Annotated in this window: 11 protein-coding genes; 2 read left to right on the plus strand and 9 right to left on the minus strand. The window is 41.0% G+C overall.

The genetic code is table 11. The annotated features are described in order from the left end of the window. Positions 1-460: 460 nt before the first annotated feature. Complete coding sequence (locus SANK73390_RS07415; protein ID WP_261592573.1) at positions 461-940, plus strand: YHS domain-containing (seleno)protein; 480 nt, start codon at positions 461-463, stop codon at positions 938-940. A gap of 288 nt (positions 941-1,228) precedes the next feature. Here SANK73390_RS07415 and SANK73390_RS07420 read toward each other — a convergent pair whose 3' ends face one another. The 3 genes from SANK73390_RS07420 to SANK73390_RS07430 form a co-directional block, all read right to left on the minus strand. Further along, positions 1,229-1,585 carry a helix-turn-helix transcriptional regulator gene (locus SANK73390_RS07420; protein WP_462765072.1) on the minus strand — a complete coding sequence of 119 codons (357 nt, stop codon included), beginning with the start codon at positions 1,583-1,585 and terminating at the stop codon, positions 1,229-1,231. Next, the gene (locus tag SANK73390_RS07425; protein WP_462765074.1) at positions 1,573-2,142 is read right to left on the minus strand and encodes a cupin domain-containing protein; all 570 of its coding nucleotides are present in this window, start codon (positions 2,140-2,142) and stop codon (positions 1,573-1,575) included. The genes SANK73390_RS07420 and SANK73390_RS07425 overlap by 13 nt, the downstream gene beginning before the upstream one ends. Positions 2,143-3,095: 953 nt before the next feature. Further along, on the minus strand, positions 3,096-6,320 hold the full coding sequence (locus tag SANK73390_RS07430) for a S41 family peptidase (protein WP_261625504.1): 3,225 nt from the start codon (positions 6,318-6,320) through the stop codon (positions 3,096-3,098). A 617-nt stretch (positions 6,321-6,937) separates the two neighbouring features. Between SANK73390_RS07430 and SANK73390_RS07435 the strand changes: the two genes are divergently transcribed. Beyond that, positions 6,938-7,246, plus strand: a complete 309-nt coding sequence (locus SANK73390_RS07435; RefSeq protein ID WP_462765077.1) for a hypothetical protein — start codon at positions 6,938-6,940, stop codon at positions 7,244-7,246. A 118-nt stretch (positions 7,247-7,364) separates the two neighbouring features. Here SANK73390_RS07435 and SANK73390_RS07440 read toward each other — a convergent pair whose 3' ends face one another. The 6 genes from SANK73390_RS07440 to SANK73390_RS07465 form a co-directional block, all read right to left on the minus strand. Next, positions 7,365-7,850 (minus strand): REP-associated tyrosine transposase, encoded by a 486-nt coding sequence (locus SANK73390_RS07440; RefSeq protein WP_462765079.1) that lies wholly within the window; start codon positions 7,848-7,850, stop codon positions 7,365-7,367. Between the two features lie 119 nt (positions 7,851-7,969). Further along, positions 7,970-9,523: a KAP family P-loop NTPase fold protein gene (locus SANK73390_RS07445; RefSeq protein ID WP_462765081.1), complete on the minus strand. Its 1,554-nt coding sequence runs from the start codon at positions 9,521-9,523 to the stop codon at positions 7,970-7,972. Positions 9,524-9,880: 357 nt separating this feature from the next. Continuing rightward, positions 9,881-12,772, minus strand: coding sequence for an aminomethyl-transferring glycine dehydrogenase (gene gcvP, locus SANK73390_RS07450; RefSeq protein WP_261592580.1), 2,892 nt, complete (start codon positions 12,770-12,772; stop codon positions 9,881-9,883). Between the two features lie 165 nt (positions 12,773-12,937). After that, positions 12,938-13,327 (minus strand): glycine cleavage system protein GcvH, encoded by a 390-nt coding sequence (gcvH, locus tag SANK73390_RS07455; protein WP_261592581.1) that lies wholly within the window; start codon positions 13,325-13,327, stop codon positions 12,938-12,940. Positions 13,328-13,381: 54 nt separating this feature from the next. Beyond that, positions 13,382-14,464 (minus strand): glycine cleavage system aminomethyltransferase GcvT, encoded by a 1,083-nt coding sequence (gcvT, locus tag SANK73390_RS07460; protein WP_462765084.1) that lies wholly within the window; start codon positions 14,462-14,464, stop codon positions 13,382-13,384. 120 nt (positions 14,465-14,584) lie between these two features. After that, positions 14,585-15,157: a hypothetical protein gene (locus tag SANK73390_RS07465; RefSeq protein WP_462765086.1), complete on the minus strand. Its 573-nt coding sequence runs from the start codon at positions 15,155-15,157 to the stop codon at positions 14,585-14,587. Positions 15,158-15,260: the final 103 nt, after the last annotated feature.

A 15,260-nucleotide genomic window follows, 5' to 3' on the forward strand; every position in this document is an offset into this window, starting at 1 on the left:
ATTCCTGTAACTGCATGTATTAAATCACGCATGATATTTTGCGAATTTTTAAGTTATGTACTGTTAGAGAACATGCTAGAGCATTTTTATTTATTTGATAATATAGATAAATACTCAATCAGTTTTAACTTTTCATTAATAGTAGTTTGGTAAGTTATGAGAATAGCTTGGCGGAGCTCATATAACCTTGCTTAATTAAGTGAACTATTTTTATGCAGTGAAACCTTGTCTATAACAAGGCCGTATTTTGCTATTTAGTTGTTCTAAACAGGAGCTTTAAACGCAGCAAGCGTCAAGCTTAACCCCTGAAAGTGATTAAGTATTATTGCAGATTGTTAGCACTGCCCTGTTTGCAAATATATGGACTTTTAGACACAACCCCCTGACTTTTGAACATATCGCATTAGCAACACCTAAACTAAACTGGCTGTACTGAACAACAACCTAAAAGGACGACACCATGTCATTCACACATTTATTAACCAAGCCTGTCAAAAAAATTATCGCTATTTTAGTCATTAGTTTTAGTGCATTCGCAAATGCTGGCGCTGACACAGATACAGATGAAAATGGCGTCATCCTCGCAGGACATGATGCGGTTGCTTATTTTACTGAAAATAAACCAGTAGTAGGCTCTACAAAGTTTACTGCTGTTTATAATGATGCTATTTATCGCTTCAGTAGCGCTAAAAACCGTGACATGTTTAATGCAGAACCCTCTAAATATGCACCGCAATATGGTGGCTTTTGTGCCTACGGCATGACCTTTGGTAAAAAGTTTGAAATCGATGGTAAAGCATTTGAAGTCGTTGACGGAAAATTATACGTAAACAAAAATTTAAGTGTTTACGAAGCATGGAAAAAAGACGTGCCAACTCATATCACACAAGCCAATGAGCAATGGCCTACGGTAGAAAATGTTGCAGCAGGTAAATTGTAAATCAACTTGCATCAAATGCCATCTATTAGATGGCATTTCTAAAATATTTCAATACCTTAATTGTATTATCAATGCATCGTAATTAATCTCAGGTTTAGATAAACATTTTAAAATAGTAAATACTTAATAACTCAAATCATTTATCACCCAATGGTGATACTTCGTGCAACATCAAAGCGCTTTTATACAGTAATAGCTGGTTGTTCAGGGGAGGAACAGTCAAAACAACGCAAATAAAGAGTAAAGTAGCTTAATTGGGCAAATTCGCTTATTCAGAGCTGAAGTTAATTATAGCGAATGTGCGCGAGCAGCCCCTGGTGGCTCTCCCAGAGTATTACGATAAGCTTTGCGAAATGCCGCTTCTGACTCATAACCACTTTGATGTGCAATTTGAGCAACAGATAACTGAGTCGTTTTTAACAGGTGCCTCGCTTGTGTCATTCGCCATTGCGTTAAATATTTCATTGGCGTTAACCCTACCGTTTTACTAAACATATCGGCAAAAGCTGAGCGACTCATAAACGCTTCTTCAGCTAAACGCTCAAGCGTCCAAGGTAACTCTGGCTGTTGATGGATTGCATTAAGCACTTTACCTAACTTAGAGTTAAATAAAGCACCCAATAAACCTTTATCTAATCCCCCCATCTGCATTTGCTGGCGAAGTACTTCAATAAAATTAAAAAAGCCATTTGATCTATCACGGTATAAAAGCCTGGATGTTCATGCTTTAACTCATTCAACACTTGCTTGATTAAAAGCGCAATACGTTTACCTGAGCGCTCTGTATCAGCTTTTATTACAACCACTTGTGGCAATGAGGCTAATACAGGAAACAATACTGGATTTCGAAATTCAAAAAAGCCGCAAACCATATTGGTCACATCCCCCTCATTGCTCATCGGCGCATTTACTTGCTCAAGTGCCGGCTTGGTTTTTGAATTTGATATAACATGATGTGCGTCACTGGGAAAAATCACCAGATCATGCGAGGTTAACTGCAGAGGCGCTTGCCCGTCAAAATGAAGCCAAGCACACCCAGAACCCACCAAGTGAAATGGAATACGCTTGCTGCCCCCGGTATCAACCGCCCAAGTGCCACAAAAGTCAGCATTAACATAAACTTCAGCTTTTAAATCTAGCCTGCGAAGCAGCACGCTAAGCGGATCTGGATCGTTCAAATAAATATTAGGACTTTTTGACATCGCTTTATATGCACGCTCGCAGGGCTTATTTTCCCTCAGTATACTTAGTTTTCAGTAAACAAAAATGCCGCTAATTATAAAAATCACCAATTTTTACCACTCATTTGCAATAAAAACTAAAGCTCATATTTGGTGTTCTACATAACTAAATTAGGGGGAAGTAATTTAACGAGTTTTGTTCATGCTTTGCAAAGCTATAATAGCGCGCATATGCAGTGGCATTTTTACTTATATTCTTTTGCTGTGGCTAATCCAGAACAAGCGATAGAAGTAACTAACAAGAACTTTTTAAACATAAACTTATTCATTTTAAGTTTTTATTAGCGATCAATAGACAATTTACATGATTGTCCAAAATATAGTTCGTTCAAAGTTTTCAGTTTGAGTACCCATGTTTATTTTTTGTTTTTAGTCGCACTTCAGCAAACTAAACAGTGATTATTGGAATGCTTATAGTTTGGATAAAAATTGTGGGACTCCCTCAGAAACTGACCTGTTATTAACGGAACACCACGTCACCCTGAACACTACACCACGTCATCCTGACGAAGGTCAGGATCTTGTTAAACACCACTTTAGTAGTAGCAGTCACCTAACCTCTCCCTCATAATTATTATAAAAGAGTGTCTTTATTGTGTGCTACTTTTCAATAAAAAAGTGTTCCTAAATAAGTTATGAAGCAAGCAACTTGAGTCCGTTGGTTTTTTTACCAATCACCTGCTGATGAGTTAAGCGAACAATGGCACCAATGGTTGCAAAAGTGGCACGCGGCGATAAGCAATATAGGCGTTAACACTGAAGTTAGTAAAAAATGAAGTGTGTTAATCCGGGCAGGTGGCGTATCTCATTATAGTTGTTCATCATAACCATCAATAAAGCATTCCTTCAGCCAATAAAAAAGCAGAGGAACTTGTTATCGTTCACTCTGCTTTTCAATTACGTCAAATCCCCGATTAAAAATCTTTCGGTGCTGGTGGTACCGTTAGTTTCTTTTTCGGTTTTTGCTTTAATTCTTGAAGCAACTCTTCCACTGCACGCTCAATTGAAGGATCTTTACCTTTGAAAATTAACTCAGGACGGTCAATAACTTCAATATCAGGTGTAACACCTTCATTCTCAATAATCCAGTTACCGTCATTATCTAAAATTCTAAAGGTAGCCGCTATCACCTGCCCCCCGTCTACTAAACTAGGATTACCAGAGATACCAATAAGTCCACCCCACGTACGTGTACCAATAAGTTTACCTAAGCCCGCTTGACGGAAGTAATACGGTAGTGCATCACCACCTGAGCTTGAGTAACCATTTATTAGCATAGCTTTAGGGCCATCATGCGCTAATTGTGGTGTTTTCGTTGGCTCGACACCACGACGTTTCCAATAATTAAGTGGCTTACGTGCTAACCAGGTCAACATATGTTCAGGAATAAAACCACCACCATTGTAACGATCGTCGATGATCATGGCATCTTTTGTGGTTTGTGGCATAAACTTCTTAAATAACTCTCTATGCCCTGCTGCATGTGTATTTGGTAAATGAACATAACCAATGCGACCATTAGACAACTTGTCAACATAATCCATGCGAGATTGAACCCATTTCAAGTAACGTAAGCCTGTTTCACTTGCAACCGGTTTAACCGTAACTTTCCATGTATTTTTATCGTTTGGCGATTCACTAAGCAATAACTCAATAGCCTGTTTTTGCGTGTTTTCTAATAACTCGTAAAAGTTACTCACGCCTTTAGTTGACTGACCCTGCACGGCAATAATATAGTCACCCTCGTTGGCTTTTACACCGGGTTCATCAAGTGGAGATCGGAAACTTTCATGCCAGCTTTCACCATCAAAAATTTCCTCTATCTTGACATAGCCTGACTTATGCTTAGAAATTTCGGCGCCAAGTAAGCCATGATTTTTTCGTTCAGCTTTCGGGTTATCTCCAGATTGCACATAAATATGGCCAGCGTTAAGCTCACCTGCAAGTTCACTTAATACATAATCCATATCGCTACGGTGAACTACAGCATCCGCTAACGGTTGATAACGTGTTTTAATTTCATCCCAATCTTGACCGTGATGGTTTTCATCGTAAAACCAATCTCTTAACGTGCGCCAGCCCTCTGCATACATTTGCTTCCATTCTGCTTTTGGTGAAATTTTCAACGTCATTTGCGATAAATCGAGTTTTGACTTATCCAGTTTTTGATTCGCTTTAGGTTCTACCACACTGTAGTTGTCACCTGACTTCACTAACAAATGCTCGGCGTTGGCAGAAAGTGCATACCTTGATACTTTTTCAGCCACAGTTTCTATTTTGCCATCGCGGCCATTGCCAACAAGCTTTAATATGCCGTCAGACATTACAAGCACACCATCTTTTACGCCGCTTAAGCCGGAGTAATTGCCCGCTTTTGCATTTAATACTTCCACTCTTTGCATGAAATTTTTTGGATCAAGTTGGGTAGAGGTATCGGCTTTGTTTTCATCTTCCTTCTTATCGTCTTCATCTTGAGCTATTGCCACCTCATCACTTTTGAAGCGATTAATCGCCAACACGTCATTATTGACTGCGACCGCAAAAATTCTGGTGGAGTCTGAATATAAATAGTCAAACTCATAACTTGAGAAAGTCATATTAAAGTCACGCTGAGACGTAAAGTATAGATAATGACCATCAGGTGAAAACGTTGGGTTTTGCTCTGAGGTCATTTCATCAGTTAAGCGTATTTTCTTTTTACTTTTCAGGTTGTAATGCCACAAAGAACCATAGCGGTTTTCATTGTTCTTAAGATAAACAATATCTTCACTATTCGGTGACCACGTATAGGTTGTCAGGTTGTCATCATTAAAGCGAGCAACGTCTATCTTAGTTTGCTTAGCGCTATTGATATCTAATACCCAAAGATTGTGGTTTTTATCTGCAAACAATAGACTCTTGTTGTCTGGCGACCAAATTGGCGTGAAGCGCCAAATGGTGCCATTTTTTGTAAGCTGCTTAACTTTATTGTTAGCTGAACGATCTTTTAGGTAAATTTCATATTCACCCGTTTTATCACTCATGTAAGCAATATATCGGCCATTAGGTGACCAGCTAGCATCAATTTCTCGACTTTCAGGTGTATGTGACAAGTTACGAGTAACACCGTCTTTTTTAGGAACAGAAAACAGCTCTCCACGCGCAGTAAACAATGCTCGTTTACCACTATTATCAATACTCATAGAATCTATAAATTTACTTACGTTCTTGCTGTAAGCTTCAGTATATTGGCGCACACCTGAAACGTTGATAGATAGTTTTGTCGATTTATTACTTTTTGGATCAAAACGATATAGATAACCGCCATTTTCATAAACAACGGCTTCAGGGCCTGCTGATGGCCACAATACATCGTACTTATCATGATTCGTAAGTTTCTTTGGCTCTTTACCTTTTCTGTACTGGTACAGGTTTAATGTAAACTCTCGATCTGAAACAAAGTAGATATCATCATTAACCACAGTAGGCTGTTGGTCTGTTGCGCGATGAGTAGTAAGTTGTTCTGAAGTATTATCTTCTAAATCATATACCCATACGTCTTGTGCACGGCCACCACGGCTTCTTTTCCATGTACGAAACTCACGATCAATCGGCGTATATATAAACTTTTTACCATCTGCTGACAGCATACCTCCGCCAGTTTCAGGTATGGCTAGCGGTTGCTCTTCACCGCCATTAACAGATATCTTGTATGGACGCCCCATACGTTCACCCCAAGGCAAACGATTGGCACGAAATACAATATGCTCACCGTCTGGTGTCCAATCAAGTACTCGATAATCAAAGCCGCCTCTTGGAGGCATTGGTCCTACATCATTGTAATAAGTTAATTGCTTAAGTCCTGAGCCATCTGAATTCATCACATAAACTTGGCGACTGCCATTGTATTGAGCAGAAAAGGCTATTTTCTTGCCATCTGGCGAAAACTTTGGAAATGCTTCGTAACCAATATGATCCGTCAATCGCTGACTCTGGCCTGTTTTGTGATTAGCAATATAAATATCCCCTGCATAAACAAAGGTTACATTATCTTTGTGAATATCAGCGAATCGCAGAAGACGAGTATCGTCAGTTTGGTAAGCGCTTGAAATAAATGAACTACATGCCGCAACAACAGCTGCTAATTTGTATAACCTCATACCATTCCATTTTTGTTATTTTGACACAATTACATTAAATGGTTTCGATTGCAGATTCAAACAGTTAACTGTAATTAAACGTGTATGTATTTTAATGTGCCTGTAAACTTATGTGGAAAGATTTTAATGTTAGATATTTAAGCAGTGTTAGAGGGCTGTAATTTTTATTGTTTGCTTGAGTTTACAACGCCATCAAAATTCATAGTGCTAGTTTCTATCTCAATTTTATGGTGTAACCCCCCGTTATTGACTGAACACCACGTCATCCTGACGAAGATAGGATCTTGTTAAACGCCACTTTCAAAGTAGCATTCACCTAACCTCCCCCTTACATTATGATAAAAGAGTGCCTTTATTGTGTGCTACTTTTCAATAAGCACTTTTGACATGTAAACAAGCTATAACCGTCGCTAAAAAGTAGCTTCTGTCAAAATTAGACAAAACAGGCTGTAATAATGTTATTGGACACCCCTGAAAAACTGGCTATATACAACAATCAATAACAAATGGAATTAGTTATTAAATCAAGGGTTCTAACTTGAATGGCTATCCTTTTTACTTCCTACAGTTATAATCCTCCTTTATCGCTGTATTTAGCCGTTAATTTGGAACACCCCATGAAAAAGCTCTCTAAAGTTCAACAAAAACAACAAGCACTAGTGCTAAGCGTTGCCGATATGCTCGAAGAGCAAGCACGTAGTGAGCTATCTGGTATGCTGCAGTGTTGGTATGATGTGGAATATCACCTGTTTCCGAGCTCTCTACTGCTGTGTTTTCAGTTTGAAGATGAACAAACACTCGAAGCAGCAAAACCTAATCTACTCAAATGGCAAAAGCGATTAAGTGCTGCAATGCTGAAAAAAGGTGTAATTTTAAAAGATATGCGTAAGCACTTAACATTTACTCTACTTGGACCAGATGATTAAGCTGTTGTTAGTTAAATAAGGTATGCAACGTCACCTACCACCCGGCAATGCTTTACAAAATACCATGTTGGAAGGCGCCTTCGGCTTTTCCAACCTATCGCCTAAGCCCTTCTGCACATCAACTTGAATGATAAACGCCCTGTTCCACAGCTTTATGAAAACTCGAATACGGCCAATCTACTACACAATTAACCAAGCCATGTTTCATTGGGTTGTAATGTACGTAATTCACATGGTGCCAATAATCTTGCTCGTCACCAATAGTATGCTCCCAAAAGCATCGTTGCCAAATGCCCCGCTCACCATATCGTCTGCACGTATTGTCAATTAATTCAGTTTTGGGTAACGATTTAGAGAAGTGCTTTTTGATCTCATGCCAACAGTTGGAATAATCATCATCTCCCTCAGATAAGGTCAATATCGCGTGCAGATGGTCGGGTAACACCACCCACGCATCAATAAAAAACGGCTGCCGTTGCTGCACCCAGCGCACCGACTCACGTAATAAATTGATATGCTCAACCAACAAAGTGCCGTTACGATTTAACAAATTCACCGTGAAAAAATACGTGCCACCGCCCACATAATTACGCCGATACCGCATACCACCTCCTTGTGATTGCATTTAATAATTATGTTGTAGGTTGGCATAAGCGAAGCGCCATCCGACGATGGTGAGTCCCCTTTGTTGGAAGGCGCCTTTGGCTTTTCCAACCTACATGATTAATCGAGATCTGCTGATATTTCAACTAGATCTCGATATTTTTCTAAAGGTAGTGTGTTTTCATACAATAACTGCATAATATTAAAACGAATTTTTTCTCCATCATAAGGCTGAGGCTTAGCTTTTAAAAAATTTCCGTATAATTCAGATACTGTGCTCGTTATAGCCACATTATCTGATTCATAAATAGAGAAGCTTTGCATTAAGTAGGTTATTAAATCGTGGTCAAATTGGCAATCAAACCCATCAGCAATATCCTTTTTTTGAAACCTTGTATACGGTTCTCCGTCCCTATTATATTTTACATTGTTGACAGCCTTCACTTTTCTAAATTTTACATGTAACTCCATGCTTCGCTCATGTAAAGCCTTAGATTGTCGGCTTTCTAAGACATAGTTGAGAAAAATCTCATACTCCTCATGGCTCTTTTCCAACAAAGTCAAAAGCGACATCAACAATGGAATATCAATCGTTGTATTAGCGGGCAGATCCAACAAAATCGACTCAGCTCTTTTAAGTGTTTTAACAGCCTGCCTTGGAGACAATTCAAAGGCATTAAATAAGTCATTACAAAACGAATAAAAGCCCTGCACATCAAAATCTATATAAGGAAATAAGATAATTTGACGACCTATAATGTATTCTTTGGTCAATGCTTCTAACGGACAATAATTTGCCAGTAGCTCAGCTGAAACCCGTGTTCTGAGTATATATTTACTATCAAAAAAACGGCTCAAGTATTCTTCTGCATTAAATTGTGCACCATAAACTGCACGGACCGTATGGCTCAGTTGCTTAGTATTGGTCGCAACCACAAATACCAAACCTGGTATATCAAACACGTGTTTGATGGCTTCAAGCATTTGCACTGCATAGGTAGGTTTGCAACGGTCCAACTCATCAATAAACACAAAAGCAGGATAAGCATTTGTAATTGTATCCATGCTCTTTATCGGGTTTTCAACAACATATTTTACCCATTCTTGAATCGCAGCTTTTAACGTTTCAACATTCTTTTTGTTATCAGTGAGCTCTTTGCAAAAAATCTCCAATACTTTTTCACCAGCTCTGGACAGGTCAATATTCTTTTCTGCCTTACCACTGTCGCTTGATTCTTCATCTAAGTTGAAAACATCTAAGTCAAACCCAAGCCACCTCTTCATCAAAGCGCTGCCAACTCTTGGAGCTGCCGCCCTTAATATTTCTTTTGTTTTTGCTCTGCTCACTGGACTATGATCAGTTTGAGTTTTCAGCTGCTCTATAATTTCGCTTAATACTGTCATTAATGGTGAATCAAGATAATCTATTGACCATGCATCAATATAAACCACGGGATGATGTTGTTTTAAGTCATTGCTCCAACGTTTCAAAAAGTAGGTTTTACCAGCCCCCCATTCCGCATCTAGATTAAGCACATAGTTTGCTAAATGACACTGTTCAGGCTCACCTTTGGCTTTTAAAAGTGATGTGAGATATTTTGCATACTTAGCTCTATCAAGATTGTCTGCGGGGTAGTTGTCAATTTTGTCAGTTTCAGTCCAATTAAAATCCATGAGGCTTCCGTTGTAAGTATTTGGATAGTTTGAGTTTAGTTCATAAATAACAAAGTTCTTTTTAACGTTAGACTGATATTTAATTTTAAGGTGTTGGAAGGCGCCTTCGGCTTTTCCAACCTACAAATACCAAATTAGCTTGTAGGTCGGCATAAGGTGCGAAGCGCCGCCATCCGGCGATAAATAAATCCCTTTGCGATCTTCAAACTGGTTTACTCCACCTTGCGCAAAGAAACGCGCTCACTGAGTTCGCTGTCGTTACCCCTTTACACTGTACACAAAAAAACCGCCTTACTTTCACAAGGCGGTTTTTAAATTTTTTTCAAAGCCAAACGCTTGATTGGCTTTTACCAAACCTTACTCTGCGTAAGTCTCTACAGCTGGGCATGAGCAAATTAGGTTACGGTCGCCGTATACATCATCAATACGGGTCACTGTAGGCCAGAATTTATCTTTGGCTACGCTTGCCACTGGGAATGCAGCGTAAAAGCGGTCGTAGGCTCTGTCCCACTCGCTACCAAGTACATCAGCTTGCGTGTGTGGTGCAAATACTAATGGGTTATTTTCGATAGACCACTCACCTGAGATGATTTTGTCGATTTCACCTTTGATTGACACCATCGCTTCAATAAAGCGGTCAATTTCTACTTTAGACTCAGACTCAGTTGGTTCAATCATCAAAGTGCCCGCTACAGGGAACGACATTGTTGGTGAGTGGAAACCGTAGTCTTGTAGACGCTTAGCCACGTCCATTTCAGTGATGCCTGACGCGTCTTTTAACGGACGCAGGTCAACAATACACTCATGTGCTACACGGTTGTTTTGACCGCGATACAAAATGGGGAAGTGCTCGCTTAACTTTTCAGTTAAGTAGTTTGCACTGACAATGGCCATTTCAGTCGCTTGCTTTAAGCCTTCGCTGCCCATCATGGCAATGTAAGCCCATGAGATAGGCAAGATTGCCGCTGAGCCATAAGGCGCTGCTGAAACCGCGCCATTACCTTCGGTCGTACCTGCAACGTTAATAATGCTATGGTTAGGCATAAATGGCGCTAGATGCGACTTAACACCAATAGGGCCAACACCTGGGCCACCGCCACCGTGTGGAATACAGAATGTTTTGTGTAAGTTAAGGTGCGATACGTCAGAGCCGATAGAGCCTGGGCTTGTTACACCGACTTGTGCGTTCATGTTTGCGCCGTCCATGTAAACTTGACCACCGTGTTGATGAACAATGTCACACACTTCTTTAATACTTTGCTCATAAACACCGTGCGTTGACGGGTAAGTAACCATGATGCAAGATAGGTTTTCTGCTACGTCAGCCGCTTTAGCGCGTAAGTCTTCCATATCAATATTACCGTGCTTATCGCAGCCAACTACCACTACTTTCATGCTTGCCATTTGTGCCGACGCGGGGTTAGTACCGTGTGCAGAACTTGGGATCAAACAAATATTACGATGGCCTTCACCACGAGACTCATGGTATTTACGAATTGCAATAAGACCCGCGTATTCACCTTGCGCACCTGAGTTAGGCTGTAGTGATACCGCGTCATAACCGGTAATATCAACTAACCAATCATGTAGCTCGTTGATCATCACTTGATAACCTTGCGCTTGCTCAAGTGGGCAAAACGGATGTAGCTCTGCAAATTCAGGCCAAGTCACGGGGATCATCTCTGCTGTCGCGTTTAGCTTCATGGTGCATGAGCCTAACGAGATCATAGAGTGATTAAGCGCTAAATCTTTATTTTCTAAACGCTTGATGTAACGCAGCATTTCAGTCTCACTTTGGTACGAGTTGAAATTAGGGTGCGTTAAAATCTCATCATCGCGTACTAGAGCTGCTGGAATACCAGTAACACCATCGTTGCTTATTTGTACATCGAGCGCATCAACGTCTAGACCATGACCTTCGCCTAGGATGATATCAAACAACTGGGTTACATCTGCACGGGTGGTTGTTTCGTTAACTGAAATTGAGTATTCACCAGCATGGTTAGTCGCAAAGTTAACCTCTGCTGCAATCGCGCGTGCTATAACATCATCTTTATTATCAGCAACCACGGTTAAGGTATCGAACCAAGTATCATGCTTAAGGGCAACGCCTTTAGACTTAAGACCCGTGGCCAAAATACTGGCAAAGCGGTTAATACGCTGAGCAATGGTTTTTAACCCGTCTGGACCATGGTATACCGCGTAGAACGCTGCCATGTTGGCAAGTAAAACCTGCGCGGTACAAATGTTTGAGTTAGCTTTTTCACGGCGAATATGTTGCTCACGGGTTTGCATAGCCATACGTAGTGCATCATTACCTAAGCGGTCTTTTGATACACCAATAATACGTCCCGGTAATGAGCGCTTATACGCATCACGCGTAGCAAAAAATGCCGCATGAGGACCACCGTACCCCATAGGCACACCAAAACGCTGTGCAGAGCCAAGTACCACGTCAGCACCGAGTTTACCCGGAGCTTTAAGTAGCATTAAGCTCATAATATCAGCTGCCACACAGGCAATGGCTTTTTTACTTTGTACTTGGGCAATTAAATCTTGTACGTCTACTACTTCACCGGTGGTGCTTGGGTATTGAAACAATGCACCAAAAATATCGTGATTTGCAGCCTCAGCAGCAGGACCAACTACAACGTCAAAGCCAAACTGTTCAGCACGTGTTGCCACCACGTCAATTGTTTGTGTGTGCACATCTTGGGCAATAAAGAAAGTGTTGGCTTTTTTCGCTTTTGATACACGCTTTGCTAATGCCATTGCTTCAGCTGCCGCCGTTGCTTCATCAAGCAACGATGCGCTTGCTAAATCAAGGCCAGTAACATCAATAGTGAGTGTCTGGAAATTTAATAATGACTCTAAACGACCTTGCGCAATCTCTGGTTGGTAAGGAGTATAAGCCGTGTACCAGCCTGGGTTTTCAAGTACGTTACGTAAAATAACATTTGGCACATGCGTTGGGTGGTAGCCCTGACCAATATAAGACTTGAATACTTTGTTTTTGCTAGCAACTGATTTTAGATAGCTTAGGGTTTCAACTTCAGTACGGCTTTCGCCGATGCTTAAACCTTGCTCTAAACGGATAGCCGCAGGTACAGTTTGACCGATCAGCTCTTCAACACTCGATACTCCAAGAGCACTTAGCATATCAGTTACTTGCGCCGGGCTTGGCCCTATATGGCGACGAATAAAATCTTGCTTTTGCTCTAATTGTTCAAGAGATTTGGCGTTTGACATTAGTCCAGATTCCTATGATCCAAATTAAAAAGTGTGTTTGTCACAGCCTTGGTAGCAGCAGAGTAACAAATCAATATCACCCTATGTGGTAAGGCACACAGGGAAAAATTTTGTGCGAAACAATAAAAGCCCCATAAATGGGGCCTTTAATTAAACGTAAACTGCTTAGTCTTCGTCAATAGTATTCGCGTAACCTTCTGCATCTAGCAGGTTCTCAAGCTCTGACACGTCAGATGCTTTAACGCGGAATAACCAACCATCGCCATAAGCGTCGTTGTTTACAGTCTCAGGCGCGTCTTCTAGATCTTCGTTGACTGCAACGATAGTACCTGTGATTGGTGCATAAATATCAGATGCTGCTTTAACCGACTCAGCAACTGCACAGTCTTCACCTGCATCCACTTCATCATCAACGTCAGGTAATTCAACGAATACCATGTCGCCTAGAAGTTCTTGAGCGTGCTCAGTGATACCTACAGTGTAAGTGCCATCGCCTTCAGCGCGAACCCATTCGTGTGAAGGTGCGTACTTTAACTCGCTAGGAATGTTGCTCATCTTTTTGTTCCTTTGGTTCGGTGTTTTGGGTGCTTAATGCACCCTATTTTAATATTAAATTACTGCTTTGCCGTTACGTACGAAGCAAGGCTTCACTACTTTTACGTCAACTAACTTTTTGCGCATTTCAACTTGTGCTGTATCGCCCGTTGAGCGAGGCACTCGTGCCAATGCCACACTAAAGCCTAAAGTTGGTGAGAATGTACCAGAAGTGATCACCCCTTCGCCACCTTCTACGATAACTTTAGATCCACCGCGAAGTACACCCTTAGTTTCTAAGACTAAGCCAACCAGCTTGTCAGTGCTTTTATCAGCGCGTTGTTGCACAAGCACGTCACGACCAATAAAGTCACGATCCGCAGGCTCCCATGCAATAGTCCACGCCATGTTTGCAGCCAGTGGCGATACAGACTCATCCATATCTAAACCATACAGATTCATGCCCGCTTCTAAACGTAGCGTATCACGTGCGCCTAGGCCAGCCGGAGCCACCCCTGCGTCTAATAATTTTTGCCAAAGATCTGCGGCACCATCATTGTGTACCACAATTTCATAGCCGTCTTCACCTGTGTAGCCCGTTGTGGCAATAAATAAATCGCCCGCTTGCACACCAAAAAATGGCTTCATACCTTCAACTTCTGCATTTTGCGCATCATCAAGAATACTTGCTGTTTTAGCTTTAGCATTTGGGCCTTGCACAGCAATCATTGCGTATTCAGGACGCTCTGTTACTTCAACCGCAAAACCTGCAGAAACACTTGCAATGTGTGCTAAGTCTTTTTCACGCGTTGCTGAATTAACAACTAGGCGATAGTTTGTTTCAGTGAAGAAGTAGATGATCAAGTCGTCAATCACACCACCTTGCTCATTAAGCATACCTGTGTAAAGTGCTTTACCCGGCTTTGTTAACTTAGCAACATCATTGGCTACAAGCTTACGCAAAAACGCTTTTGCATCGTCGCCTATAACATCAACAATGGTCATATGAGAAACATCAAACATACCAGCATCGGTGCGCACCGCGTTGTGCTCTTCAATTTGTGAACCATAATTGATTGGCATTTCCCAACCATGAAAGTCCACCATTTTCGCGCCAGCTTCAAGGTGCTTAGCATGTAACACTGTTTTAGAAGTCATATCAGTCCTTCACTTTAAAATTATCAACAAGCAACCTTGCTGAACTTTGCCTCAAACGAGGTGGGGTTAATTCAATAGCAACAAGGGCGCTCAAATAATGAGTGCCCTTGTTGGTTTGTTCTAGTTTAGGTTAAAGCCTTGTGCTTGCAATGTCGTTTGCCATTTATTAAGCGTTGGCAATTGTGCAATTAGCTGATAACGTTGCTCACCTTGCTCTAATACAGAGGTTACGAATACTTCACCACTTTGCCTGCCATAGCAAACAAGTTCGTCAGAGAGCCTTAAGCCAGGTGTAAGCTCAAAACTAGAAACAATCGTATCAAATGCGAGCTGGCCCGACAAAGTGGTAATGGCTAAATCATCTCGCACCACCAACTCTATGTCATAATCATCAACATGCTTGGCTACAAACTGCTTTAAAATTGCCACCGCACCACTATCTACTACAAAACGGTAAGCGGTTTCACTAAAATAATACACGCTGTAGAGTTGGCCGTCATCAAGCTTACCTTGAATGCCAAGGCCCGGTGCCATTAACTTATTAAGGTTTAAACCCATTTGTTGACTTAAAAAAGGGGTTGCTTCAAAACCGCTAAAATCTAACACGGTCAGATTGTGTGTCGCCGCCATGCTATTAATAGCAGGTGTAATGCCTTGGCGATGTTTTGCAAACATGGTCGGAGCAAATGTCATAATGACACCTTAATTAAAACTTGATTGGTGAGCAGTATATTAACCATAAAAGCCAACAACAAATTGTAATTATTTATCCATTGATAAATAATGCTTATGTAAT

The sequence above is a fragment of the Pseudoalteromonas sp. SANK 73390 genome (genome assembly GCF_054966645.1).

What these genes read in the sequence shown, in the direction of transcription:
- SANK73390_RS07415 (WP_261592573.1), top strand. Translation starts at nt 461, where the DNA reads ATGTCATTCACACATTTATTAACCAAGCCTGTCAAAAAAATTATCGCT.
- SANK73390_RS07420 (WP_462765072.1), bottom strand. Translation starts at nt 1,585, where the DNA reads ATGGGGGGATTAGATAAAGGTTTATTGGGTGCTTTATTTAACTCTAAG.
- SANK73390_RS07425 (WP_462765074.1), bottom strand. Translation starts at nt 2,142, where the DNA reads ATGTCAAAAAGTCCTAATATTTATTTGAACGATCCAGATCCGCTTAGC.
- SANK73390_RS07430 (WP_261625504.1), bottom strand. Translation starts at nt 6,320, where the DNA reads ATGAGGTTATACAAATTAGCAGCTGTTGTTGCGGCATGTAGTTCATTT.
- SANK73390_RS07435 (WP_462765077.1), top strand. Translation starts at nt 6,938, where the DNA reads ATGAAAAAGCTCTCTAAAGTTCAACAAAAACAACAAGCACTAGTGCTA.
- SANK73390_RS07440 (WP_462765079.1), bottom strand. Translation starts at nt 7,850, where the DNA reads ATGCGGTATCGGCGTAATTATGTGGGCGGTGGCACGTATTTTTTCACG.
- SANK73390_RS07445 (WP_462765081.1), bottom strand. Translation starts at nt 9,523, where the DNA reads ATGGATTTTAATTGGACTGAAACTGACAAAATTGACAACTACCCCGCA.
- gcvP (WP_261592580.1), bottom strand. Translation starts at nt 12,772, where the DNA reads ATGTCAAACGCCAAATCTCTTGAACAATTAGAGCAAAAGCAAGATTTT.
- gcvH (WP_261592581.1), bottom strand. Translation starts at nt 13,327, where the DNA reads ATGAGCAACATTCCTAGCGAGTTAAAGTACGCACCTTCACACGAATGG.
- gcvT (WP_462765084.1), bottom strand. Translation starts at nt 14,464, where the DNA reads ATGACTTCTAAAACAGTGTTACATGCTAAGCACCTTGAAGCTGGCGCG.
- SANK73390_RS07465 (WP_462765086.1), bottom strand. Translation starts at nt 15,157, where the DNA reads ATGACATTTGCTCCGACCATGTTTGCAAAACATCGCCAAGGCATTACA.